This window comes from Pseudoalteromonas sp. MB41 (assembly GCF_020966275.1).
GTDB classification, from domain to species: Bacteria; Pseudomonadota; Gammaproteobacteria; order Enterobacterales; family Alteromonadaceae; genus Pseudoalteromonas; species Pseudoalteromonas lipolytica.
Genome location: NZ_JAJJZF010000021.1, coordinates 1 through 23426, shown reverse-complemented (window position 1 = coordinate 23426; position 23426 = coordinate 1). Strand labels below are relative to the sequence as shown.

Annotated in this window: 27 protein-coding genes; 13 read left to right on the top strand and 14 right to left on the bottom strand. The window is 42.7% G+C overall.

The window, feature by feature from the left end; genetic code table 11:
* Window positions 1-129 precede the first annotated feature (129 nt).
* A complete protein-coding gene (locus tag LPA49_RS16925; RefSeq protein WP_036974402.1) occupies window positions 130-1662 on the top strand; it encodes a carbon-nitrogen hydrolase family protein in 1533 nt (510 codons plus the stop codon).
* Window positions 1662-1979, top strand: a complete 318-nt coding sequence (locus LPA49_RS16920; RefSeq protein ID WP_036974404.1) for a multidrug efflux SMR transporter — start codon at window positions 1662-1664, stop codon at window positions 1977-1979. The genes LPA49_RS16925 and LPA49_RS16920 overlap by 1 nt, the downstream gene beginning before the upstream one ends.
* Window positions 1980-2001: 22 nt before the next feature.
* On the opposite strand, the gene LPA49_RS16915 is transcribed toward LPA49_RS16920, so the two are convergent.
* Window positions 2002-2877, bottom strand: a complete 876-nt coding sequence (locus LPA49_RS16915; protein WP_083633684.1) for a DMT family transporter — start codon at window positions 2875-2877, stop codon at window positions 2002-2004.
* A gap of 174 nt (window positions 2878-3051) precedes the next feature.
* Here LPA49_RS16915 and LPA49_RS16910 point away from each other — a divergent pair, with 174 nt between their 5' ends.
* Window positions 3052-3435, top strand: coding sequence for an MAPEG family protein (locus LPA49_RS16910; RefSeq protein ID WP_065978879.1), 384 nt, complete (start codon window positions 3052-3054; stop codon window positions 3433-3435).
* 60 nt (window positions 3436-3495) lie between these two features.
* On the opposite strand, the gene LPA49_RS16905 is transcribed toward LPA49_RS16910, so the two are convergent.
* From LPA49_RS16905 to LPA49_RS16895, 3 genes are all read right to left on the bottom strand, one after another.
* Window positions 3496-4701, bottom strand: coding sequence for a M56 family metallopeptidase (locus LPA49_RS16905; protein ID WP_036974406.1), 1206 nt, complete (start codon window positions 4699-4701; stop codon window positions 3496-3498).
* Between the two features lie 9 nt (window positions 4702-4710).
* Window positions 4711-5085, bottom strand: coding sequence for a BlaI/MecI/CopY family transcriptional regulator (locus tag LPA49_RS16900; protein WP_036974407.1), 375 nt, complete (start codon window positions 5083-5085; stop codon window positions 4711-4713).
* A gap of 69 nt (window positions 5086-5154) precedes the next feature.
* Window positions 5155-5841 (bottom strand): pseudouridine synthase, encoded by a 687-nt coding sequence (locus LPA49_RS16895; protein WP_075594412.1) that lies wholly within the window; start codon window positions 5839-5841, stop codon window positions 5155-5157.
* Window positions 5842-5921: 80 nt separating this feature from the next.
* Between LPA49_RS16895 and LPA49_RS16890 the strand changes: the two genes are divergently transcribed.
* Window positions 5922-6227, top strand: coding sequence for a DUF6482 family protein (locus LPA49_RS16890; RefSeq protein WP_036974408.1), 306 nt, complete (start codon window positions 5922-5924; stop codon window positions 6225-6227).
* A 45-nt stretch (window positions 6228-6272) separates the two neighbouring features.
* Entirely contained in the window at window positions 6273-6680 is a 408-nt protein-coding gene (locus LPA49_RS16885; RefSeq protein ID WP_065978881.1) for an N-acetyltransferase, read from the top strand.
* Here the strand turns inward: LPA49_RS16885 and LPA49_RS16880 are convergent, their stop codons facing one another.
* From LPA49_RS16880 to LPA49_RS16845, 8 genes are all read right to left on the bottom strand, one after another.
* Window positions 6681-7040, bottom strand: coding sequence for a HopJ type III effector protein (locus tag LPA49_RS16880; protein WP_074989623.1), 360 nt, complete (start codon window positions 7038-7040; stop codon window positions 6681-6683).
* Window positions 7041-7049: 9 nt separating this feature from the next.
* Window positions 7050-8162 carry a TIGR02281 family clan AA aspartic protease gene (locus tag LPA49_RS16875; RefSeq protein WP_180311283.1) on the bottom strand — a complete coding sequence of 371 codons (1113 nt, stop codon included), beginning with the start codon at window positions 8160-8162 and terminating at the stop codon, window positions 7050-7052.
* Window positions 8163-8230: 68 nt separating this feature from the next.
* The gene (locus LPA49_RS16870) at window positions 8231-8941 is read right to left on the bottom strand and encodes an HAD-IA family hydrolase (RefSeq protein WP_180311284.1); all 711 of its coding nucleotides are present in this window, start codon (window positions 8939-8941) and stop codon (window positions 8231-8233) included.
* Between the two features lie 10 nt (window positions 8942-8951).
* On the bottom strand, window positions 8952-9905 hold the full coding sequence (locus LPA49_RS16865) for a tyrosine recombinase XerC (RefSeq protein ID WP_036974413.1): 954 nt from the start codon (window positions 9903-9905) through the stop codon (window positions 8952-8954).
* Window positions 9902-10513 carry a DUF484 family protein gene (locus tag LPA49_RS16860; protein WP_036974415.1) on the bottom strand — a complete coding sequence of 204 codons (612 nt, stop codon included), beginning with the start codon at window positions 10511-10513 and terminating at the stop codon, window positions 9902-9904. The genes LPA49_RS16865 and LPA49_RS16860 overlap by 4 nt, the downstream gene beginning before the upstream one ends.
* Complete coding sequence (gene dapF, locus LPA49_RS16855; protein WP_036974416.1) at window positions 10510-11340, bottom strand: diaminopimelate epimerase; 831 nt, start codon at window positions 11338-11340, stop codon at window positions 10510-10512. Before dapF ends, LPA49_RS16860 begins: the two co-directional genes overlap by 4 nt.
* 64 nt (window positions 11341-11404) lie before the next feature.
* Window positions 11405-12658, bottom strand: coding sequence for a diaminopimelate decarboxylase (lysA, locus tag LPA49_RS16850; RefSeq protein WP_065978886.1), 1254 nt, complete (start codon window positions 12656-12658; stop codon window positions 11405-11407).
* Entirely contained in the window at window positions 12659-12841 is a 183-nt protein-coding gene (locus LPA49_RS16845) for a lipoprotein (RefSeq protein WP_036974419.1), read from the bottom strand. It lies immediately after the preceding gene.
* A 148-nt stretch (window positions 12842-12989) separates the two neighbouring features.
* Here LPA49_RS16845 and cyaY point away from each other — a divergent pair, with 148 nt between their 5' ends.
* The 8 genes from cyaY to add all read left to right on the top strand — a co-directional run bounded on the left by cyaY (window position 12990) and on the right by add (window position 22601).
* Window positions 12990-13313, top strand: coding sequence for an iron donor protein CyaY (cyaY, locus tag LPA49_RS16840; RefSeq protein ID WP_036974421.1), 324 nt, complete (start codon window positions 12990-12992; stop codon window positions 13311-13313).
* Window positions 13310-13966: an alpha/beta hydrolase gene (locus LPA49_RS16835; protein ID WP_118843888.1), complete on the top strand. Its 657-nt coding sequence runs from the start codon at window positions 13310-13312 to the stop codon at window positions 13964-13966. The genes cyaY and LPA49_RS16835 overlap by 4 nt, the downstream gene beginning before the upstream one ends.
* Window positions 13967-13989: 23 nt before the next feature.
* Window positions 13990-14874, top strand: coding sequence for a DUF2914 domain-containing protein (locus tag LPA49_RS16830; protein WP_036974464.1), 885 nt, complete (start codon window positions 13990-13992; stop codon window positions 14872-14874).
* A gap of 29 nt (window positions 14875-14903) precedes the next feature.
* On the top strand, window positions 14904-15842 hold the full coding sequence (gene hemC / locus LPA49_RS16825) for a hydroxymethylbilane synthase (RefSeq protein ID WP_036974425.1): 939 nt from the start codon (window positions 14904-14906) through the stop codon (window positions 15840-15842).
* 1 nt (window position 15843) lies between these two features.
* Window positions 15844-17664: a uroporphyrinogen-III synthase gene (locus LPA49_RS16820; protein ID WP_118843890.1), complete on the top strand. Its 1821-nt coding sequence runs from the start codon at window positions 15844-15846 to the stop codon at window positions 17662-17664.
* On the top strand, window positions 17661-18770 hold the full coding sequence (locus LPA49_RS16815; RefSeq protein WP_065978890.1) for a heme biosynthesis HemY N-terminal domain-containing protein: 1110 nt from the start codon (window positions 17661-17663) through the stop codon (window positions 18768-18770). The genes LPA49_RS16820 and LPA49_RS16815 overlap by 4 nt, the downstream gene beginning before the upstream one ends.
* 30 nt (window positions 18771-18800) lie before the next feature.
* The gene (locus LPA49_RS16810) at window positions 18801-21497 is read left to right on the top strand and encodes a CHASE domain-containing protein (RefSeq protein ID WP_230237319.1); all 2697 of its coding nucleotides are present in this window, start codon (window positions 18801-18803) and stop codon (window positions 21495-21497) included.
* Window positions 21498-21599: 102 nt separating this feature from the next.
* On the top strand, window positions 21600-22601 hold the full coding sequence (gene add / locus LPA49_RS16805; protein WP_036974434.1) for an adenosine deaminase: 1002 nt from the start codon (window positions 21600-21602) through the stop codon (window positions 22599-22601).
* A 23-nt stretch (window positions 22602-22624) separates the two neighbouring features.
* On the opposite strand, the gene LPA49_RS16800 is transcribed toward add, so the two are convergent.
* The gene (locus tag LPA49_RS16800; protein WP_036974436.1) at window positions 22625-23041 is read right to left on the bottom strand and encodes a CBS domain-containing protein; all 417 of its coding nucleotides are present in this window, start codon (window positions 23039-23041) and stop codon (window positions 22625-22627) included.
* A 116-nt stretch (window positions 23042-23157) separates the two neighbouring features.
* Window positions 23158-23426: integrase core domain-containing protein (locus tag LPA49_RS16795; protein ID WP_230236436.1), on the bottom strand; the 269-nt coding region annotated here is incomplete at its 5' end.

The following is a 23426-nucleotide window of genomic DNA, read 5'->3' as shown; positions in this document are numbered from 1 at the left end:
TTCACCTGATATTTGCTAAGCTTAGGGTTTAGCATAACAAGCAAAAGATGCAGACTAGAATCAATTAGTTGAGAGAATAGTATGCACATTGCCGCTTGGTTTGTCCTCTCGTGCCTAAAAGGAGTATGTATGCCGGCAGAAAAAACGCATTTAGCGATCTGTAATTTAACGAAAGAGCAGTATCCACAAATAAAAACTTTAATGGATCAAGCCTATCCTGGGCTGGGGGGCGCGTGGCCAAGCCATACGATTTTCAGACTGATTGATCAATTTCCTGAAGGTCAAATCGGGATTGTGGATGATGGCGTTTTAGTAGGCATAGCACTGAGTGTGCAAGTTGATTATGCGCGTTTTTCTAACCCCCATACTTATGAAGATATTGTTGATGGTCATGACCGTGTCTTTAGTGATCCAGAAGGCGATGCGTTATACGGATTAGATGTGGTTATTTCATCGACCCACCGAGGTATGCGACTCGGTCGTCGTTTATATGACGCACGTAAAGAGCTTTGTCGTCAGTATAACTTACGCGCTATTTTAGCGGGCGGGCGAATTCCACGTTATTACAATCACAGCAGTGATATGTCGCCAATGGAATACATTGAGAAAGTTGATCACAAAGAATTATATGATCCGATTCTCAGTTTCCAGCTTTCGAATGATTTTCAGGTAAAGCGACTGCTAAAAAAATACCTACCTGAAGACCAAGAGTCAGTGGGCTACGCTACGTTGTTAGAGTGGAATAACATTATGTTTGAACCCACTGATACTGTGCTTGAATCAACTAAATCTATAGTGCGTGTAGGGGCTGTACAATGGCAAATGCGCTGTGTTGACTCGGTAGAAGAACTGCTAAAACAAGTTGAATATTTTGTGGATACAGTGTCTGACTATAAAAGCGACTTTATTTTATTTCCAGAGTTCTTTAATGCGCCAATAATGGGCTTAACTGAGCAAAGCAATCAAACAGAAGCGATCCGTTACTTAGCTGAGTACACCGAAACTTTTCGCGATGCGATGTCACGTATGGCTGTTGAATACAATGCCAATATTATTACCGGTTCAATGCCACTGGCAGAGGGCGATAAGATTTATAATGTCAGCTACTTGTGTCATCGAAGCGGTAAAATTGATGAGCAGCGTAAAATACATATTACGCCTCATGAACAAAACGACTGGGTTATTCAAGGCGGCGATAAAATTGCGGTATTCGAAACCGACGCGGGGCGTGTGGGGATCCAAATTTGTTATGACGTTGAATTTCCAGAGTTGTCGCGTATTTTAGCAAAACAAGGCCTAGATATTTTGTTTGTGCCTTTTTGGACAGACACTAAAAACAGTTATTTACGTGTGCGCCATTGTGCACAAGCGCGTGCTATTGAAAATGAGTGCTACGTGGTTATTGCTGGCTCTGTTGGTAATTTACCTGAAGTTGAAAGCCTTGATGTACAGTATTCACAATCGGCAGTATTAACGCCGTCAGATTTTTCATTTCCACACGATGCGACATTAAACGAAGCAACCCCAAATACCGAAATGCTGTTATTCAGTGATTTAGACATGGATAAGTTGAAGATTCTTCACAGCGAAGGAACCGTGCGTAACTTAAAAGACCGTCGTGAAGACTTGTACGATGTGATACTGAAAAAGAGAGACGACTAATGGCATGGCTATACTTAATTGTGGCGGGGTTATTAGAAATAGGCTGGCCTGTTGGGCTTAAAATGTCGCAAGATCAAGAAAGCCGCTGGTTAGGTATTTCGATTGCCGTGGCGTTTATGGTCGCCAGCGGGTTCATGTTATGGCTTGCACAAAAACAAATACCCATGGGGACATCTTATGCAGTATGGACAGGCATTGGTGCTGCAGGTACTTTTTTAGTGGGTATTTTGTTTTACGGCGATGCAGCCACATTTGGTCGCATCGCGGGTGTATTACTGATTATAAGTGGTGTGATCACGCTTAAAATCAGTCATTAAAAAAGCGGCTATTGCCGCTCTTTTAAGGAAGCATAACGAGTATAGCCGCGAGCGCAATTAACACGAGCCCTGCCGTGTCTTGGCGTTTTAGCGGCTGTTTAAGCCACAGTATTGATACCATTATGGTAAAGAACACCTCAATTTGCCCTAGCGTTTTCACATACGCAACATGCTGTAAACTCATGGCACTAAACCACCCTATAGACCCCAAACAACTACACACACTGACGGCAGTTGTCGTGCCTTTGTGTTGCCACATTTTTGCAAAGGTGTCGCGTTCTTTTAGCGCGATATAAAAACACAACATAACAGTTTGCAGACTAATAATAAGTACTAAAACCCATGCTGCAGAATGCGGAAAACTCAGTCCTGAGTTAAGACTTGCTTCGCGGATCCAAGATGATGAAAGCGCAAATGAAGTACCACAAGCCAATCCCAATAACGCGGTACCTAAGTTGAAGTGTTTGACATTGGCAATCCCACTGAGCAGTAAGACGGCAATGGCACCAATAAATACACCAAACCAACCTAATAAAGACAGCGCAGAACCAAAGAATAGCACTCCTAAAATGGCGGCCATTAAAGCTTCACTTTTAGCAAGCCCTGCTCCAACAGCAAAGTTGTTCATTTTAAACAGTTTAACCATTAAGCCGGTTGCGACAATTTGTACAACACTTGCACCAACAATATAACCAATAAAAGCAGGGTTGAAGTCGGGGAGTGCGGTTGCTTGATAACGATAAAGGCTCAATAAATACAGCGCTGCAATAGGACTTGCAACAATAAAACGTGCCAAAGTGACCCCTGCTACACTGACATGTGCGCTGAGTTTACTTTGTAATGCATTTCGCCACGACTGCATAAAGGCGGCAAAAATGGTTAAGAAAATCCAAGTCATATTGAAAATAAATTAATGGGGAGAGGCTGTTAGAGTAACAAAGCCGTGTTGTAAGCGCATTAGCTTATCGATCAACTTGAGAAAAAATCAGCTGTGTTAGACGGTGTCGTTAAAGGTAGCGGCTTTTTTCTGTTTACGTTAGGGTAGGTGTATACAACAGAATAGGGAAGCGTTATGACAACATTAATACTGTGTGCACTCATTGCTGTATTATTGCCTTATTTAGCGAAAGCGCCCGTCGCATTTGCACAAAATAAGCTTGCGGGATACGACAATAAACACCCAAGAGAGCAGCAGAGCAAACTAACAGGATTTGGCGCTCGCGCGTTGGCTGCACACCAAAACAGTTTTGAATCTTTGATTGTTTTTGGTGTTGCTTTAGCGGTCGTTATGAGTACTAACAATGTGTATCACGTTACCGAAACATTGGCTGTTATGCATGTTGTTTCACGTGTTATGTACTGCATTTTTTACTATATAAACCAAGATATTCTGCGTTCATTGGTTTGGCTCGTTGGTTATGTTTGTGCCGTGGCGATGATTGCAGTCTGTTTATAAAAACCACAAAGCAAGCGGTTTAAAAAAGGCGCTTGCTTTAGGGTCTTTGGTGCTCGTTAATTACTTAGAGCTCACTTTAATTTTCTCAATTAAATCCTTCGCTTTAACGTTTTCATCCAAAGCAAAGTCGAGCTGCACGAGGACATTTTTATAGCCTGATTCAGTTGGCGCGTATTGCCATTTTTTTAGTGCGCGCTTAGCCTCTCGGTTAAATACATCCTCAGGCTCAGCACTCACAACACTGATATTGCTGGTGGCCCCGCTGGGTGAAATGTCGTATTTCAATACAACTGAGCCGCTTATTCCTTGCTCTACTGCCTGCACTGGATAGATAGGCTCTACACGCATCACAGCTTGGTAGTCTTTTTCTTTCTCTGCATTCACAGGCTGTTTTGCAATTGCAAAGCTACTAAGCATACCGGCCGCAAAAATAACAAGTGCTGTTTTTGCAATAAACGAGCTATTATCGAGTTGTTTAATTTGGTTGAGTCTTTGTAACATGGTGTTTTTATCTCCGTATTGTGAGTAAGCCATGAGTCCCACGGTGCTAAAGCTTGCACAATGCACTAATGCCTTGCTGTATAGAATTCGTTGTTCCGTTGATTTATCTTTTAGTACGTGTTCATCGCATGAAAGCTCTTGCAATCGACGCAGGCTGGCATAGCCCAACCAGGCGAGTGGGTTAAACCAAATTAACAAGGTGCCCATGAGCGCCAACGCGTTAATTAAATTATCTTTACGATGAATGTGGACACACTCATGCTCCAAAATAAGGGCTAAAGCATGCTGGTCGTAATTAATGTTGTAATTAGATGGCAGGACTAATTTGGTTTTTATCAGCCCAATGACTAAGGGTGAACTGACTTTTTCACTTTGATAAAAACGTAATCCTTTATAGTTGTCATTAGGGGTCGCTATTGGCTTTAATTTTAAGCGAGTGAGAAACTGATAATGAAAGTACACGGCACAGAGCATAAGTGTAATTGTTATTAGGCTATAAATAGCGAACCAGCTCAGTGATAGCTGTGGCGTCACTGGATTAGATGGGGTAATGGTAAACTGACTAATGAACTGATTGTGTATTGGTTTTAAATGATCAGGCAAATTTGCCAACATTAAACACGCAGGGAGTAATGCCCATAACGCATAAACAAGGCGAGCAGATACGTGGCTGAGGAGCTTTCGCTCAAGAAGGATAAGAAATAAAATAGCGCAAGAGATAAAGAGTTGCTGCTCTAATAGCCAATTAAAAAACGTTTCGAACATGACATCACCTTACTTTTGCTGCTTTTCCCAATCATTAATGACTTTTTTAAGCTCATCAATGTCGTTTTGAGAAAGTTGTTCAGACTTTGCAAAGCCGCTAACCAGCGGGGCTATACGGCCATTAAAGAAACGTTCAACAAAGCTTTGGCTTTCTTTTAGTGTGTACTCTTCACGCGCAATGCAAGGCGTGTAGTTATACAGTCGCCCTTGTTTTTCAAAGCTGAGTGCGCCTTTTTTAACTAAGCGGCTGAGTAAGGTTTTTATGGTTTTTTCGTGCCACTCTTTATCGTCACTTAAACGCTCAATAACTTGGCTGGCTGTCGCAGGATAATCGAGCCACACGGCATCTAATACTTCGAATTCTGCTTTTGAAAGTTCAATCATTTTATTGCCTACATATGTAATCTTTAATTAAAGATTACACCTGTAGTCAAATAATGCAAACTTTTTTTGTTAGATGATGTCTGTTTTTTCGATACGGGTTGTTTGCCCTTCTGCAAGGCCGAGCTGTTCGATAGATAAATTGGCAATTTCAATTCTATAAAGATCAATAACCTTGTAGCCACAATAGTGCGCCATTTTGCGAATTTGACGGTTAAGCCCTTGCCTTAAGATAATCATAAACTGCTGCTCATTTACTTGCGTTACTTCACACGGAAGAGTGATGTGTTTATCGACAGGCACGCCATGTGCCATTGTTTGGCAGAAAGTGTGATTTAACGGTTTATCGACCGTGACCAGGTAGCGTTTTGGCTGATGAAAGTCTGGGTGGATTAATTGGTTACAAAACTCACCATCATTGGTCAGTATTAACAGTCCGCGGGAGTCTTTATCTAAGCGGCCAATGGGGTAAACGCGGGTTTCGCTCGGTAAAAAATGGATAAGGCTCTGTGCATCGCTACGATTGAGTTTGCAATCAATGCCTACGGGTTTATGGTAAGCAAAATAAACCATTGGTGCTTTTCCTGTGATCGTCTGTCCTTCAACAATCACTTCATCTTCGTCGTTTACATGGTCAATATGATTTGCCGCTTGGCCATTAACCCTTACAACGCCTTGGTCAATTAAGCGTGAGGCTTGTTTACGAGAGCATATGCCAGCATGAGCAATATATTTAGCAAGCCGTACTTTTTCTACCATGGATGATTTTTGCACAATTAATTTGATCACAGTATACCAAATTCACGTATAGATAACTCTATACACAAAGAGGATTTCACATGGCGATTAAGTTATCTGAACTTGCAGCGCACCAACCACTGCAAAAAGTTATTGTGCACTCATTGGAAATGGCACTTTATCAAGTGTCTGTGGTTATCAATAATGTGGAGTACTATGTTACTGACGAGAAAGGCGAGTTTATCCGTGATTTGAGCCCGCTGCATATTCAAAAGCGACTTGATCATTTGAGCTATGGTGAGATGGTGTTACGTCATACCAGTGCGTACGATGAAATGTGTGGCCAGCCAGAAAAACTTGCGAGCAACATGCTAGAAGTCCCTTACGGAAAAAATCATTTATACTGAATACGTTAAACGCTTATACTGAGTCATAACATTTATAGGTATGCTATGTATCAATTAAAAAGTGATGACTCGGTAGAGCTAAACGATGAGCTAAGGGCGCATGTTGTTGCATTTAATAAGCAGCACTTTAATGCTGAACGCGTGCCGTTAGGTTTTAAATACGTGAATAAAAAGTGTGATACTGTTGCGGGTATTCATGGTTATGTATTTGGTAACTGGCTGCTGATAAGTTGGCTGTGGTGCGACGACTTTACACGAGGTAAAGGGCTTGCAACGCGTTTGCTCCATGAGTTAGAAACCAAAGCTATTGCGCTTGGGGCAACGGTCGCTCAACTCGATACGCTTGATTTCCAAGCTAAACCTTTCTACGAAAAAAACGGCTACCAAGTGGTGTACCAAATGGCAAATTATCCACTCAACGGCTGCCGTTATTTTATGGAAAAAAAGCTGTAGTTATTTTGCTTTTAGTACATTTTCTTCACTAAAGGTGATCCCCAAAAACGGCGTAGTCTCAGGTGCGAGCATAAATGTGCGTATATTCATGTGATCTTGGCCATCAGGGTGTTTAACAACGTCTTCACGGTAAAACGCGCCAAAACAATCGAGGGTGTTTTGTTTGCTGAGTTGATTAAGTTTGGCAAACGCGAAGATTTTACATGATCCATTATTCTCATTGGCTGAACTAATTAGTCCGTGATTATTGAAACCACTGGGCGTAAAGTCATAATGACGATCAATTACCGCCATTGTATCGGTAAACTCGATTAAATGGGGTGTTTCAGCTAATTTTTGTAAGAAGTCATTGAGTGTCATGTTTCGTCCTTAATAAATAGTCTTTGTTAACTCTAACTCATCCAGTTGCTGATTGATATTAAACTTAAATTTCTCTAAAAAGTTCATACCAAGTAGGCCGAAGCCCGTGTGATTGTTGATAACCAAAATATCAAAGTCATCAACTTTTTGCTGGCCTATGCGAAACGATTGTACTCGATAGCGTTGTGCTTCAACGAGCCCATTCGCCGTATTTACGTGTAAGGTGTCAATATAGCGGGCCGGTTCGCTGAGTGTATTCAATAGCGCTTGGTCAATAACGGTAAAGCTTGCTCCCGTATCAATCATGAGCGTGGCCTCAATCTCATTATTAATAACGCTACTAACAAGGTAATGCGCCCCTCGGGGAGTTAATTTTATTTTCTCAACGCCTGCCAAAGCATGCTGTATTTTTTGCCTAAGTTGGTCGGATTGTGTTTTAAAGGCATGGTTATTAGGTAACTGCTCTAAACTTATTTGACTCGCCACATAGTCACCTAAGTGGTAGTAAGCCAATGCATGAATATATAAGTAGTAGGCATGATAGGGCGCGTATTCTAACCATTGCTGGCTGTGTTCGAGCAATTGCTGCCAATGTTGTGTGTTAATTAAGTGATTGCTGTGTAAAGTAGTGAGCTCTTCTATTTGCTGAGTGAGGTCACTGTGCGGATTACTGTCTAATTGATCACTTAGCGCCATCAAATTAACAATACCCTGTTGTACATAACCTTGATTAATTAACCGTTTTGCATCGAGCTTTAACATGGCGGCATCGTATGGATGACTGTTTAAAAAGGCGCTTAGAAATTGCTCGCTGATATGCTCGTGCTGCTCTAGCAGCCATGTTTCAACGGTTTGTTGCCATGCATGTTTAAGTTGCTGTGCGTATTGCGGTGAATTGTCCTTGAGCTGCGAGTATGCGGCAACAGCCTTATCGAATTGTTGGTTATTAAACAATGTGATGGCGTGCTCAAATAGCTTAGGTTGAACAGCGCTATTAACCTGAGTTGCTGTAAATTGCTGTTTATCTGCTATCACCGTGGTCTCTTGACGACTGAGCTGCCAAATAAAGTAGCCATTAATGCTTAATGAGCACAGTAGTAAAAGTTTCAGCAGAGTATTCATTTATTTTGCCTAAAAATCTCAATGATTAGAGGATTACTTTAGCAACAACCGAGACCGTGTAAAAATAGTTACTCTTTAATTAAGTGATTTAATGCAAAAATATCTTCAATTTCAATATCCGCCAGCCCTTTGTATTGATAATTAGTCGCTTGGTTATTTAACCAAACACTCTGACAGCCCGCATTATTAGCGCCTTGTACGTCAGTGTCTAAGCTATCACCAATATGCAAAATTTCACTGTGAGCGACATTTAATAACTGCGCTGCGTTATTAAATAAAGCAGCGTGAGGCTTTGCTTTACCATGTGGGCCTGCTTGAAGCACTAACTCAAACACCCCATTTAGATTAAACTTTTCAACCTCGACATTGCCATTAGTAATCGCGATTAAGCGAAAATGCCTGCCAAGCTTTTCAAGTAATTCAAGCACATCATCAGCAACGGTTATTTGACTACGAGCATCTGCAAAGGCCTGATATGCTTGTTCGGCATGGTGTTTGGCAAGGTCGTGTTCAAAGCCAAGATCCTGCATTGCATATAACAGGGCTGCTTGTCGCCAACGAGTGACATCGTCAACCAAGGTTGTGTCTTGTTTTAATGCATTATCGCGACATGTCAGCCAGTAGTTCATACTGTCGGCAGGCCATTGCTCAATATTTGCTAAGTAGTCAGCTTGGGCTTGTAAGGCTGATTTTATGATTGGATGATTGTTGTATAAGGTGTCATCTAAATCAAAACTTAGAACAGAAACGGGCGATAAGGCACGATTAAATCGGATCATAATTACAGGGTTACTCGGGTGTTGAGCGCTTTTTAGCGCGTGGGTGGGTGTTGTCGTATACTTTGGCTAAATGTTGAAAATCAAGGTGTGTATAAACTTGAGTCGCAGACAAACTAGTGTGTCCCAATAACTCTTGTACTGCACGCAGGTCACCCGACGATTCTAAAATATGTGATGCAAATGAGTGACGTAACTTGTGCGGATGTACTTGTGAGCTGATACCTTGCTTGATCCCCCACTCTTGCATGCGCAACCGTACATGACGTATTGAAATACGTTTCTTTTGGCTGCTGACGAATATGGCTATTTCATCAGGGTGTGCAAATTGTGGGCGAATTTTTAGCCATGCTTTTAACGCACTTAACGCTTTACTCCCCACGGGCAGTAAACGCTCTTTGTTGCCCTTACCCCGTACTAAAATTTCGCCTTCTCGGGGATTGATATCTTGTATGTTGGCACCAACTAACTCGCTAATACGCAAGCCCGATGAGTACATTAACTCCATCATCGCTTTATCACGAATAGCGAGAGGATCGTCATCGGGTAATTCTAGCAATTTTGCCATTTGATCAACGTCTAAATTTTTCGGCAAGGGTTTTGAGAATTTAGGCCCTTTAATAGCTTCAGCAGGGTTATGGTAATGTGCCTGATTGGCAATGTTCTTTGCTTTTAAAAATTTATACAAGCTGCGAATACAGCTGAGCTTTAAACTAATGGTGCGGCCACTTAACTGTTTACTGCGCAGCTGCATACTGTAGCGGCGAATATGCTCACCTTGAACCGTAAACCAGTTCTCACTGAGCTTACTAAAATATAAAGCGGCAAAGCCGAGCTGGCTGGTGTATTGGTTTATGGTGTGTATCGAATATTGTTTTTCGTAACGTAAGTAGTCAGCAAAAAGCTGGATGGGCGTACGCCATGCATCGCTTAATTCATTAAGGTCTGGCGTTGTTACGTCGCTCATGCAAGTTCCAATAACCGTAGCTGTAATGAGCGAACGAACTCAAGCACAAAAAAACTGTCTTTAGCGGGCTCAAAGTGGTTAACATCATCACTGCCAAACGCCAAAATAGCGACAGGGTGGTTGCTATTTCCAATCAAATACAAGGCAGTTGATTGGGTTGATTCTGAAAATAATAAATCGCGTTCTTGCTGATTCACTCGTCCTAAGTAGATGCCGTCATTTTGTAAACGGTGAGCAATTAAATCATCGTATTTTTTTTCATACTTTACTAACTGACATTCATTGATTAGCGGGTTTGTGCAAATAATATTGCGCAGATTATTTGCCAGCGTTTTGAAGTCGTAGTTAGTCCACAGTTGGCGATGGCATTCGCTAAACAAACGATGAATCAATTCATTTTCTTTTGCTTGTGCAACTAACTGCTCAATTTTATTTTTTAATAAGGTGTTGTGTTCACGCAACTGACGCTGCTGAATGTGCACTAATGATGTCGCAGCGGCCGTTTGCTGTTGCAACTCAAGTGTCGCAAGAACATCTGGATTATTTATTAAAAAGTCTGGATGTGCTTTTAAATACTCAGCTACATGTTGTTCTGTTAGTTTACTCATAATGCCACTTGTCCGTCGAATACATGCTCTGCAGGCCCTGTCATTCTTACTGGATGACCTTCACCTTGCCAGCGCACTTGTAAGCTTCCTCCTGGTAAGTCAACTTGTACAGTGCTTGCCAGTTTACTTTGTATTTGACCAATCACCACCGCTGCGCACGCCCCTGTACCACAGGCTAATGTTTCATTTACGCCTCGCTCCCACACTCTTAGTTTTATGTGGTCTTGTGAAATAACCTGCATAAATCCTACATTTGCGCGCTGTGGAAAGCGTTCATGGTTTTCAAGTAGTGGACCTAAGGTTGCGACTTCTGCGGTTTGAATGTCGTCGACTTCTAACACGCAGTGCGGATTCCCCATCGACACGGCACCGCTAAAAATAGTGTGCTCTTCAGTGCGAATAATGTACGTTAACTCGCGTTTACTTGCCTTGAGAGGAATTTTGTTTGGCTCAAAGACTGGGTGGCCCATGTTTACGGTTACTTGACCATCTTTTTCTATGTATAAGGTTAAGTTTCCCGACTTGGTTGATACGGTAATTTTATGTTTGTTGGTCAAGCCTTTCATGCGCACAAAACGCGCAAAACAGCGAGCACCATTGCCACATTGTTCCACTTCGTTGCCGTCAGCATTAAAAATACGATAGTGAAAATCTAAATCAGGAGAGTAAGGGGCTTCAACCATAAGTAATTGATCGAAGCCGATACCAAAGTGGCGATCTGCCAGTTTCTTTATTTGATCACGTGACAAGAAAACATTCTGCGTGATGTTATCAATAACAACAAAGTCGTTACCTAGGCCGTGCATTTTTGAGAAATTAACTAACATAGCGCTCTAATTCGGATTTGCTCTGAGCTAATCATGCCACAGAGCAGGGCGGTTATAAAAACGTTTATGGTAAAATTTTCTCACCTTGCCAAAGGCTTTCTAAGGTTTCTCGTTGGCGGATTAAGTGGCTTTGCTTGCCATCGACCATGATCTCAGCGACGCGTGGACGTGAGTTGTAATTTGAGCTCATGGTAAAGCCGTATGCGCCAGCACTGCGTTGCGCCAGTAGGTCACCAGCATGTAGCGCAAGCTCACGGTCTTTTCCTAAAAAGTCACCCGTTTCACACACTGGGCCAACAATGTCGTAGTTTTGACGTGGCGTGCCATCTTCGCGCGGTTCGACAGGCACAATTTTTTGCCATGCTTGGTAAAGAGATGGGCGCAGCATATCGTTCATACCGGCATCAACAATGGCAAAATATTTGTCTTGATTTTGTTTAATAAACTCAACTTTGGTCACTAAAATACCCGCATTAGCTGCAATGGCTCGACCGGGCTCAAAAATAAGCTCTAAGTCTTGATAATTAGCTAAGCGAGATGTGATTTTATCAACGTATTCACTTGGGTGAGGCGGTGTTTCACCATTATAAGGCACGCCTAATCCTCCACCAATATCTAGGTGGGTAAGTGTGATATTCACGGCTTTTAATTCTTCGATTAAGGTCAGCACTTTTTCCAGAGCCGCTAAGAAAGGCTTAATTTCTGTAAGCTGTGAGCCAATGTGACAGTCAACCCCAGTAATGTTTAAACCTGGAAGCGATGCTGCATATTGATAAACGCTGACCGCTGTTTGAATATCAATACCAAATTTATTTTCTTTTAAACCGGTTGAGATATACGGGTGTGTTTTGGCATCGATATCCGGGTTCACGCGAATCGAGATAGGTGCAACACGGTTTAGTGAAGTTGCTACTTCTGATATACGGTCTAGCTCAGCAACCGACTCAACGTTAAAACATTTGATCCCCAATTCAAGCGCGTAGGCAATTTCGTCAGCAGTTTTTGCAACGCCAGAAAATACCACTTTACTGGCATCGCCACCGGCTGCAATAACGCGAGCTAACTCGCCTTTAGAAACAATGTCAAAACCAGAGCCTAAGCGCGCTAAAATATTTAATACAGCAATGTTTGAATTCGCTTTAACGGCGTAACAGACTAAACTTTTGTGTGATTTAGCTGCCTCGGCGAAAGCGAGATAATGGCGCTCAAAGGTTTTACGTGAATAGATATAGCAGGGCGTACCGTATTGGTCGGCAAGCTCTTTGACAGCGATGTCTTCAGCGAACAGCTGATTATTATTGTAGTTAAAAAAGTCCATCTATTGGTCCTGTTTTTGCTCTGGTTGTTCGGATGGATCAGCCTGTGGCTGAGATTCTGCTGGCTTTGCAGTATCATCTGGAAGATAAAGCGCACCGCTTTGTCCACAGCCCACCAGAGTGAGCATAAGTAGGGCACTAAGAGGTAAAATTGTTTTAAATTTTTGGCTATGAGTCTCTTTCATTAGATTAATACGGTTGCTGGCTTTATAATCGCAGAGTAACAGAATATTTAAAAAATGCAGCTATTCGCGGATGAATTTATTCCTGTTACACTTGATGTACACAATCTGCCTCCAGATCTAGGCTTAAAGCCCGTTAAAGGACACTAAAATGACTGATCATGAATACCACACACTAGCCGATGCGTTGATGCTAACAATTGAAGAGCAAATCGATGAATGTGATGCTGATTTAGACTACGAGTCTGCATCAGGTATTTTAGAAATCATCTTCCCAGATCGCAGCAAAATAGTGATCAATAAACAAGCGCCATTGCACCAAGTGTGGGTGGCAACTAAATTCAATGGTCATCACTTTGAATTGCGAGACGATAAGTGGATTGATAATCGTTCTGGTGCTGAGTTCTGGCAATTTATGTGCGATGCGGCTACGCGCCAAGCGGGTCAACCAATCGAGTGGCGTTCTGAGTTATGAGTTTAGGGTTTGTAGAATACCCCGCGCAAGGTGAGCATAAGGCAACCGTTATTTGGTTGCATGGCTTGGGTGACTCGGGGGAAGGGTTTGCCCCTGTTGCTCCGCAGTTAGCGATACCGAAAGAGCTCGGTGTGCGGTTTGTGTTTCCTCATGCGCCAGTGCAACCGGTCACCATTAATGGGGGCATGGCGATGCGCTCATGGTACGACATTAAATCGATGGATTTAGATAAGCGTGCCGACGAACAAGGCGTACGAGAGTCTGCTGCTAAAGTGGTTGAGCTCATTGATCAAGAAATAGCGAAAGGCATCCCCGCGAGTAAAATTATTTTAGCAGGGTTTTCGCAAGGGGGTGTCGTGTCACTGCATTTGGCTCCACGTCTTGATTATAAGTTAGCAGGTGTCATGGCGTTATCAACGTATATGTGCGCACCCGATAAGTTGGCTGACGAAGCTAAGCAACAGGCGTTAAATATATTTATGGCGCATGGGCGTATGGATGATGTTGTACCGCATAGCGCGGGCAGGCAAGCATTTGACGTACTGAGCGCAAATAACATGGAAGTTAGCTGGCAAGACTATCCGATGGCACATCAGGTGTGTGGTGAAGAACTGATGGCTATTCGAGCGTGGTTAATTGCTCGCTTAAGTTAATTTTTGGTTGTGAAGAGGCCAACATGACAAACAAACTTGTAATAACAGCAAATATGAATTCGGCGGAGCCTGCAAGCACATCACCCACAGCGGTAACGTACCAATGGCATTGGCGACGTATTTTTATGTTCAGTGGCGTGATTTTAGTGGCCCTGGCGACTGTAATATACAGCTTCGTAGGTGCTGTGAGTGCTGAGCAAAGTGAACAAGATGAGCCGCACACTGAGTTGACTACCGCTGTATTACAAGCTCCTGATAATAATCTTGCAGCAGAGCACGTTAACGAGAACACAGAGGACAGTGCAGAGCAGCCCGATGTGAATACCCCTGACCTTGTGCCTAATAGTGTGGCCAATGAGCCAGAAACTGAGTCTCTCAAGCCCAAAACACACGTGCAATCACTTGACACCGTTACTTCGCAAGACACTCAATTACCGGCTAAAACGACCACAGACAGTGAAGCGAAGCCTGAAAATAACGATGAACAGCAGCTCGCTTTAGCACCTAATAATAAAGTGCAGCAGTTTTCACAATCAGCTCATGTTGCCAGCGTGGCCATTGGCGCTAAAATAGATACAGATAAAGTGAGCCGTGCGGTATTAACCACCGATGTTGTTGATCGAGAACCAGTCAATGTTCTAAAAAACGATGTAAGATTAGCGGACATTACGCATAGTTTGAGCTTCTTTAGTGAGCTTAGAAATATGCAAGGGCAAACGGTTCGTCATCAATGGTATTACCAAGATGAGCAGCTAGCCTCTATTGAATTAGCAGTAAGCAGTCCGCGTTATCGCACTTACTCGACAAAAAATATTATGCCAGAACAGCTTGGTGAGTGGCGTGTTGAAGTCGTTGACGCACAAGGCACTTTACTTGCACAAAAAGAATTTAGAATTTTAGCTGATTAAGTTCAGCCAGATAAATAATTGGATTTTTCATGACACAGACAATCAAACGCGTTCGAATTGCCACTCGTAAAAGTGCGCTAGCGCTATGGCAAGCAGAATTTGTAAAAGCCCAACTTGAACACTTTCATGACGATGTGACAGTTGAACTCGTTCCAATGTCAACGCAAGGCGATATTATTCTTGATACCCCTTTGGCTAAAATTGGCGGTAAAGGCTTATTTGTAAAAGAACTTGAGCAAGCGATGCTTGACGGCCGCGCTGATATTGCTGTTCATTCAATGAAAGATGTACCGGTTGAGTTCCCTGAAGGGTTAGCGTTGCATACGATTTGTGAGCGTGAAGACCCACGAGACGCATTTGTATCAAACAACTTTAAGAGTTTAGATGCGTTACCACAGGGTGCAATCGTCGGTACGTCAAGTTTACGCCGTCAATGTCAAATTCGAGAAGCGCGACCAGACTTAGATATCCGTGATTTACGCGGTAATGTGAATACTCGCCTAGCGAAACTCGATGATGGCCAATACGATGCAATTATCCTTGCCGCTGCAGGTTTAATTCGCCTTGAAATGCCAGAACGAATCACTGCGTTCATCGAGCCAGAAGTCTCTTTACCTGCAAATGGTCAAGGTGCAGTTGGTATCGAATGCCGTATTGATGACGAAGTAACTAAAGCGTTACTGGCTCCGCTTGAGCATACAGAAACGCGTATTCGTGTTAATGCCGAACGCGCTATGAATCGCCGCTTAGAAGGCGGTTGTCAGGTGCCAATTGGTGCTTTTGCACTCGTGAATGATGATCACGTTTATTTGCGTGGTTTAGTTGGCGCGGTTGATGGTAGTCAAATGCTGCGCGACGACGTTACAGGCCCAGTAGCTGATGCTGAGAAGTTAGGCATTGAACTCGCTGAAAAGTTATTGGCGCAAGGTGCAGACAAAATTTTAGCTGACGTATACAGAGACGCGTAATATGCATATTTTGATAACTCGTCCAGAAGGAAAAGGCACTGAGCTTGCACTTGAGCTTCAGCAGGCGGGTTATCAAACGACCCTGTGCCCAGTATTGACGCTTGATTATCTTACGCCAAGTAGTCAAGCACTCGCGCCGCTTGAAAATGCCGACAAAATTATTTTTATCTCACAAGATGCCGTTCACGCATTATTAAAGCTTACCCCCACAATTAACAAAACTGCGCAGCTTTATGCGGTTGGCCAACAGACGGCAGATGCGATACATGAGGCATTTGGGCGACGCGCAGCAGTTCCTAAAAAACACGACTCCGAGGGCTTACTTGCACTAAAAACACTGCAAGATGTAGAGCTTAGCAATATTGTTTTAGTGAAAGGAGAAGGTGGGCGTACCACAATAGCAAAAACATTAAAACAACGTGGTGCCGTGTTAAATCAACTTGTTGTTTATAAGCGACGTGCCATAGAAAGCGAATCAGGTAAGTGGATGGACCACTGGCAAACAGCGGGTGTAGAGGGTATAGTCATTACAAGTAATGCGGCTGTTGATGCCATTTTTAATGGCTTAAATGAGTCACAGTTGGCATGGTTGAAGGGGTGTCAGTTTTATGTTGCTAGTGAACGTATCGCTGAATACCTACAACAAAAAAATGTCATTAGAACACATATACATATTGCTGCAGGGGCTAGTGATAGCGCTATGTTCGCCTGCATTAATCAGCAAGGTAGCAAAATGAGTGAATCAGATCTAAAACAGTCAGCCAAACCTGCTGCGGCTGAACCAGCAAAAAAGGCAGCAGCGGCTAAGCCTGCATCAAACCAAGTGGTTCAGCATAAAAAAGGGATAAGTAAAACCGGTAGTTTGGCACTGTTGATTTCACTTCTCGTTGCTTCAGCGGTCGGTTATGAGTTTTACCATAAACTGAATAGTGATCAGCAGTCTACTCTGGCATTTAACGAGCTGACAACTGAAAACCAACGTCTAAAGCAACAACTCGATGCCATCAAGAATGCTCAGCAAACTCTGCAACAAGCTTTGTATAATAGCGAGCAAAAAGTCGCGGATACGTTGCGTGAAAATGCCGAACAAACTCAGCAACAACTGCAAGCCGCTTTAAAGCGTGCTGAGCAACAAAGCTATACGTTAAACCCACAAGAAGTGACCAGTCTGCAGCGTATGGCTGAGTTTAAGTTGTGGGCTGAGCATGACTTTCGGGGAGCGGCTGCTGTTTTATCACGATTAGACAGCTTATTAGCAGAGCATCCTGGTACGGGGGCTATTCGCCAAGCAATTCATCAGGACTTACAAACTTTGAACGGCATTGACCCAGTGGCTGTTGAAGCGATTTATTTAAAGCTGCATGGCATCAATCAAAAAGTCGATGAGTTGGTATTTAACGCGATTTCATTACCTGAAGAAGTCAGCCAGGACGATCCTAATCAATTAAGTGAAAATGTCAGCGAATGGCGTCAGAATCTTGCAAAGTCGTGGCTGCAATTCAAAGATTTTTTTGTCACGGTTCGTACGCGAGAAGACATGGTTGTGGCGCCGTTTTTAAGTGAACAAGAGCGTCATTTAGTTAAACAGCGTTTAAGGCTCTATTTAGCACAAGCACAGGATGCGATTTTAACCAAGCAAAGTAGTGTGTACTTTACAGCGGTTGAAGCGGCACATGCGCTTGTGAAAGACTACTTTAAGCAAGATGATGCCGTGACTAAAGCTGCATTAAAGAGTTTAACTGAGCTTTCTAAAGAGCAACTCGATTTTAATCCTAACGTGTCATTGCAAAGTACGGAGCAGGTGAAGGAGTGGGCACAATGATCCGCTTTTTATTGCTGATAATTGCGATTGCAGTCTGTTTAGGCATTGCTCCTTTTTTTATAGATCAAAAAGGCTATGTACTGATTGCGTTCAATAAAACGACCATCGAGGGCACTATATGGGGGGTTGCAGCCCTTATTGTGCTGGGGTGTGGTATTGCTTACTTAGGGTATAAGTTGGTGCGTTATTTATGGTCGTTATATAGCCATACACGCCATCGTTTTTTTGCCCGCAGTGAAGAGCGCAAACAAGCGGCTATTGAACAAGGCGTATGGAGTTTGATTAATAACGACTACGCAGAGCTTGAATTAGCACTGGATAACAACAGTGTCGCAGAGCCGTGGACCGATATACGTTATGCACTGCTTGCCAAAGCTGCACTGGCGAATAATAACAGTGAAAAAGCGATTAGCTATCTTGATAAAATCAACCAAGCAAATCAATTAAAAGTGGCTAATTTATGGCTTGCTAGCGGTGAATGCAGCACGATCTTTGCGGAATTAAAAACGTTAGCCGAGCGCAAAAAAGCAACAAACCTAGAGCTCAAAATGTATGCTCAGGTCTTAGTTCAAGAGCAGAAATGGTCTGCGCTTGATGACTTTATGCCACGATTACTGCGTAAAAAAGTGCTCACAGAAAAAGAATGGCAACAGGTGTTTGACCGTTATTTTGCAGCGCAGGCTGACACCTCGTTAACCGAGCGTTTTGAGCAACTTACAAAGAACTTAAAACCAATGGCAGAAGTAAGTTACTTAAAAGCTATGGCGCGCGCAGGAAAACTAAATAAAATAGAGCTAAGCTTAATTAAAATGATTAAAAAGCCTCTGCAACATAAAGACTTAGCTCGTATTCTTCGCACTAGTGCAGCAGGTGATGCGCTAAAACTGCAGGCCAGTTTGCAAGACGTATTGAAGAAAGACACCGAAAATACCGACCTTCTTCTTGCGCTTGCGTGTTTAGCCAATGCGCATGGCGAATACGATTTAGCTGCACGTGTGTTTGATAAAGCACTGAACGCAACGAATCGTGACGACTACTTACAGCAAGCTGTATTGAGTTACAGTAAGAGTGGGCAACCAGACAAAGCATTGGTTCTGTATCAGTAATTTTATGACTGCCAGTTAAGGAGTGATGGCTTGAAAAATGCGTTTACGCTAACAATAAGTATCGCTCTGGCCTACTTTTTTACGGGGTATTTAAGCAATTCTTTACTGGCAATCGATGGCTATGCTGTGGCAGCTTGGCCTCCATCGGGTATTGCTCTTGCCAGTATTTTACTCAGCCGAAACCGAGCACTCCCTGGGGTTTTGCTGGGTGCATTTCTGGTTAACTTAATTCATTTAGATAACGTATCCGACATTTTGCATTGGCAGATAATGCTGCAAGCAATCGGTGTAACCCTTGCCTCAACTTTTCAAGCTTGGCTTGCGTATTACATTATTATCCATTTAGTAAAAAATCCACTCGAACTTTCTTCACTAAGACAAAGCGTACAAGGGCTGATTATTGGCGGTCCATTGTGTAGCTTAATAGCTGCCTCTGCAGGCACTGCATTATTGGTTATCAATGATGTGATCCCCCATTATATGGCGTTAAACAATTTTGTTGCTTGGTGGATTGGTGACAGCATTGGTGTACTGATTTTTACTCCATTGGTACTGGCTGCGTTTAGTTACAATCACATTCAGCAACGTGTTCAAATTATTGTGCCGTCCCTGGTGATTTACATGATTATTTGTGTCAGCTTTTATGGTGCATCAAGTGTAAAAAAAGCCAAGGACGAGCAACGTCAACAGACTAAAGTAAGTGCCATTAAGACTAATTTAGAACACCGTGTTGGTGAAATACAGTCTCATCTAGCGTTACTGGCGACATTTTTTGCTAGCAGCGATGACGTTGATTTTAGAGAGTTTAAGCGCTTTACCTCTCGACAATTGCAAGATAGCAGCGAAATAGCGGCATTTGAGTGGGCACCCAAAGTCATTCACTCACAGTTGAGTAATTACGAAAACTTACTGCGCGATGAGTTAGGTGACGACTATTACGTAAAAGAAAAAAATACTGAAGGTGAATGGCAAGCTGTCAGCAAACGCGATATTTATTTTCCAGTGCAGTACATTCATCCCTTGATTGGAAATGAAGCAGTGAAAGGCTTTGACTTGGCTTCAAGTGCGGTCCGCTTTGAGGCGCTGACCAATTCGCGCTTGAGTAAAAGTGTCACCGTCAGTGAACCTATTTCGCTCATGCAAGGGGGCGGGAATGAACGGGGAGTGTTGTTTTTCAACCCTGTGTATGCGGATTTACATCACCAAGTTGGTTTTAAAGGTTATGTTGTGGCTGTCGTTAACTTAGAGGTTTTGGCACAAACGCTTAACTACAACCAAAACACCGATATTGATGCCAGTTTTTATGATATGACGGATGGAGATAATCCCACCGAAATATTCAGTCCGCAGCGGGTTGATACAAAGGTAATAGCGCATTTTAATTTCATTGTTGGTGAGCGTGTTTGGCAAGTAAAGCTGTGGGAGCCGGTTAAGCAATCCTCATGGCTTGTGTATTGGTTTGCGCAAATAGTGGGCATGCTATTCGTATGGTTGCTGATTACGTTTTTAATCTCGGTGACGGGCACGAATATTCAAATTCGACAGCAAGTGGCAAAACAGACACAAAGCTTACGAGAAGAAAAATTAAAAGCCGATAAAGCCAGTCAAATTAAAAGTGAGTTCTTGGCTAATATGAGCCATGAAATCCGCACCCCAATTAATGGTATCAAAGGGTTACATTATTTGGCGTTACAAGAGCAAGATTGGCAGCAAGCCCGCGCTTATATCGAACAAGCAGATGGTGCGCTAAACGTGTTACTGCGCGTTCTTAATGATGTGCTAGATTTTTCGAAAATCGAAGCTGGGCGATTAGAGCTGCACCAAGAACCTGTCGATATTAATAGCTTAATTAATGAGATCAGTAATTTAATGCAGTTTGAACTGAACTCACGCTCACTTAATTTTGTGGTTGATTACGACCGAAGTGAATCATTAGTGATTCAAACAGATGCTATTCGGCTGAAACAAATTCTGCTTAATTTACTTAATAATGCCGTTAAGTTCACCCCTGAAGGCGAGATCACGTTACGAATTTGGCAAGAAAATAAGATGACTTATTTTAGCGTCATTGATACGGGCATTGGGATTAAAAAAGAGGTGCAGGAGCAGCTATTTCAACCATTCTCTCAAGCCGATAGTTCGACATCTCGCCGCTTTGGCGGTACGGGACTCGGTTTAAGCATTTGTAAGAAGCTTATTGATTTAATGGGCGGAGACATAAGCCTAACGAGTGTTGAAGGGCAAGGCTCTACCTTTACATTCACAGTGCCGTTTGAGTCGCCTTTAGAGGCTGTTATCCACACGGATGACGTGCTATCAGAAATTGACATTTCGGCGATATCATTTGCGAATGTGGCTATTTTATTAGTGGAAGATAACCCGCTCAACCAGCATGTTGCGTGCGCTATTTTAAAAACAAAAGGGTGCCTTCCCGATGTTGCCAAAGACGGTCACGAAGCAATTAAGATGATTAGTGAAAAGAGTTATGATTTAGTACTCATGGATATTCAAATGCCGAATATGGATGGCTTGCAAGCAACGCAAGTTATTCGTAATGAATTATTAATAAATGACCTACCAATTATCGGCTTATCAGCGAATGCGCATGATGATGATTTGAAAAAAGGGCTGGCCAGTGGCATGGATGGATATTTAACGAAACCCATTGATGCCGATAAACTGTTTAAAACCTTGTGGTATCACTTACAAAATAAATCAGTGAATTAATGCAGACAATTGACCTCAATAAAGTAAATAAAATCATCTAAACTTGAAATATCAACGCGGGTACGTATGATCCGCGAAAACTGACTGAACTGAGTGCCAATTATGATCAACAACACACTTCCTTTGCTTGATATTCATCGCCACCTTGATGGTAATGTTCGACCACAGACAATTTTAGACTTGGGTCGACAGTTTAATCTTGCGCTACCGGCAGACCATATTGACGCACTTATTCCGCACGTACAGGTGATTGACCCTGAACCTAATTTAGTGGCGTTTTTACAAAAGCTTGATTGGGGTGTAAAAGTGCTGGGAGATTACGATGCGTGTCGTCGTATCGCAGTCGAAAATGTTGAAGATGCATTAGCACAAAAGCTTGATTATGTTGAGCTGCGTTTTAGCCCTTATTACATGGCGCAAAGCCAAGGCTTACATCCACAAGGTGTTGTGGAAGCGGTTGTTGATGGTGTAAAAAGTGCTTGCCAAGGTGCCCCGATTAAAGTGAATTTGATTGGTATTATGTCACGTACGTACGGGACTGAAATTTGCCAACAAGAACTGGATGCACTGCTTGCATTTAAAAACGATCTTGTTGCGGTTGATTTAGCTGGAGATGAAATGGGGTTTCCCGGAGAGTTGTTTGTTAACCATTTTAAGCAAGTACACGATGCTTATTTGGCCGCGACGATTCATGCTGGTGAAGCGCGAGGCAGTGACAGTATTTGGCAGGCAATAAATCAGCTGGGTGCGACGCGTATTGGGCATGGCGTAAAAGCCATTGAAGATCCAAAACTTATGGACTATTTACGCGATAAACGCATCGGAATTGAATCTTGTTTAACCAGTAATATTCAAACCAGCACAGTGGCTGAATTGGCAAGTCATCCTTTAAAAACATTTTTAGATCACGGTATTTTGGCGTCAATTAATACGGATGATCCCGCCGTAGAAGGCATTGAAATTGAACATGAGTATCGTGTCGCTGCGCCCGCTGCGGGCTTAACCCAAACAGACATAGAAAAAGCACAAGCGAATGCGCTTGAAATTGCTTATTTGAGTAATGCCGATAAAGCCGCTTTAAGAGAGTTAGCTGCGAACCGCTAATGAGCAGCAGCTAGCTACAAAACTTACACTTGATGCTCTTGGCACGAGACATAGTTCTCATAAAGTGCTTTGAGCACATCGCCACGGCTGATCATGCCAACCACTTTGTTACCTTCAACAACTGGGTAGTTTTTGGGTTTGCCAGTCTTCATGCCGTCGGCAAGCTCAATGATATTTTGATCAATACTCACGGTGACGACATCTGTTCGCATTAGCTGTTTCACCTTTACCACACCATCGCAGAAATAACTGTTTTGCATCAGTGGTTGTAGTAATTCTTGCTCAGAAATAAAGCCAACCAAAGCTTTATTATCATCAAACACCGGCGCGCCTAATAGTTTAAACTTTTGCAGCTCGCTAATGGCGGTGGTCATTTCGGTTTCGGGTGTAATATGTGGCAACTTACGTTGCATAAAATCTTGTACTTTTGTATTTAGCATTTGGGTCTCTCCCCATCATTATTCTACATAAAGTATGGTCAAGGAAATGCAGTTTGTGAAATCGTTATATGGATTTAAGTGTGAGTTATGTCTCGTCCTAAAATACGTTGACGGTTTTAATTGAAGGCCAGTAGCTTTTGCTCCTGGTCTTTTTTATGCACTTGGTTTGGGGTTTCCATGCCTAAACTCAAATGCGGCCTCATTTCATTGTATATTACTATTGATTCTTCGACGAGTTCACGTAGCTCTTTCAGATTTTGGCATTTATAGAGTAAGAATTCTTGCTTCAATATGCCATTAATGCGCTCCGCCAATGCATTTTGATAGCAATCATAGCCATCGGTCATCGATGGAGTAATGCCATTTTCATTAAGCTTTACTTGAT

Coding starts and splice junctions, on each gene's coding strand:
- LPA49_RS16925 (WP_036974402.1), top strand. CDS start 130: ATGCCGGCAGAAAAAACGCATTTAGCGATCTGTAATTTAACGAAAGAG.
- LPA49_RS16920 (WP_036974404.1), top strand. CDS start 1,662: ATGGCATGGCTATACTTAATTGTGGCGGGGTTATTAGAAATAGGCTGG.
- LPA49_RS16915 (WP_083633684.1), bottom strand. CDS start 2,877: ATGACTTGGATTTTCTTAACCATTTTTGCCGCCTTTATGCAGTCGTGG.
- LPA49_RS16910 (WP_065978879.1), top strand. CDS start 3,052: ATGACAACATTAATACTGTGTGCACTCATTGCTGTATTATTGCCTTAT.
- LPA49_RS16905 (WP_036974406.1), bottom strand. CDS start 4,701: ATGTTCGAAACGTTTTTTAATTGGCTATTAGAGCAGCAACTCTTTATC.
- LPA49_RS16900 (WP_036974407.1), bottom strand. CDS start 5,085: ATGATTGAACTTTCAAAAGCAGAATTCGAAGTATTAGATGCCGTGTGG.
- LPA49_RS16895 (WP_075594412.1), bottom strand. CDS start 5,841: ATGGTAGAAAAAGTACGGCTTGCTAAATATATTGCTCATGCTGGCATA.
- LPA49_RS16890 (WP_036974408.1), top strand. CDS start 5,922: ATGGCGATTAAGTTATCTGAACTTGCAGCGCACCAACCACTGCAAAAA.
- LPA49_RS16885 (WP_065978881.1), top strand. CDS start 6,273: ATGTATCAATTAAAAAGTGATGACTCGGTAGAGCTAAACGATGAGCTA.
- LPA49_RS16880 (WP_074989623.1), bottom strand. CDS start 7,040: ATGACACTCAATGACTTCTTACAAAAATTAGCTGAAACACCCCATTTA.
- LPA49_RS16875 (WP_180311283.1), bottom strand. CDS start 8,162: ATGAATACTCTGCTGAAACTTTTACTACTGTGCTCATTAAGCATTAAT.
- LPA49_RS16870 (WP_180311284.1), bottom strand. CDS start 8,941: ATGATCCGATTTAATCGTGCCTTATCGCCCGTTTCTGTTCTAAGTTTT.
- LPA49_RS16865 (WP_036974413.1), bottom strand. CDS start 9,905: ATGAGCGACGTAACAACGCCAGACCTTAATGAATTAAGCGATGCATGG.
- LPA49_RS16860 (WP_036974415.1), bottom strand. CDS start 10,513: ATGAGTAAACTAACAGAACAACATGTAGCTGAGTATTTAAAAGCACAT.
- dapF (WP_036974416.1), bottom strand. CDS start 11,340: ATGTTAGTTAATTTCTCAAAAATGCACGGCCTAGGTAACGACTTTGTT.
- lysA (WP_065978886.1), bottom strand. CDS start 12,658: ATGGACTTTTTTAACTACAATAATAATCAGCTGTTCGCTGAAGACATC.
- LPA49_RS16845 (WP_036974419.1), bottom strand. CDS start 12,841: ATGAAAGAGACTCATAGCCAAAAATTTAAAACAATTTTACCTCTTAGT.
- cyaY (WP_036974421.1), top strand. CDS start 12,990: ATGACTGATCATGAATACCACACACTAGCCGATGCGTTGATGCTAACA.
- LPA49_RS16835 (WP_118843888.1), top strand. CDS start 13,310: ATGAGTTTAGGGTTTGTAGAATACCCCGCGCAAGGTGAGCATAAGGCA.
- LPA49_RS16830 (WP_036974464.1), top strand. CDS start 13,990: ATGACAAACAAACTTGTAATAACAGCAAATATGAATTCGGCGGAGCCT.
- hemC (WP_036974425.1), top strand. CDS start 14,904: ATGACACAGACAATCAAACGCGTTCGAATTGCCACTCGTAAAAGTGCG.
- LPA49_RS16820 (WP_118843890.1), top strand. CDS start 15,844: ATGCATATTTTGATAACTCGTCCAGAAGGAAAAGGCACTGAGCTTGCA.
- LPA49_RS16815 (WP_065978890.1), top strand. CDS start 17,661: ATGATCCGCTTTTTATTGCTGATAATTGCGATTGCAGTCTGTTTAGGC.
- add (WP_036974434.1), top strand. CDS start 21,600: ATGATCAACAACACACTTCCTTTGCTTGATATTCATCGCCACCTTGAT.
- LPA49_RS16800 (WP_036974436.1), bottom strand. CDS start 23,041: ATGCTAAATACAAAAGTACAAGATTTTATGCAACGTAAGTTGCCACAT.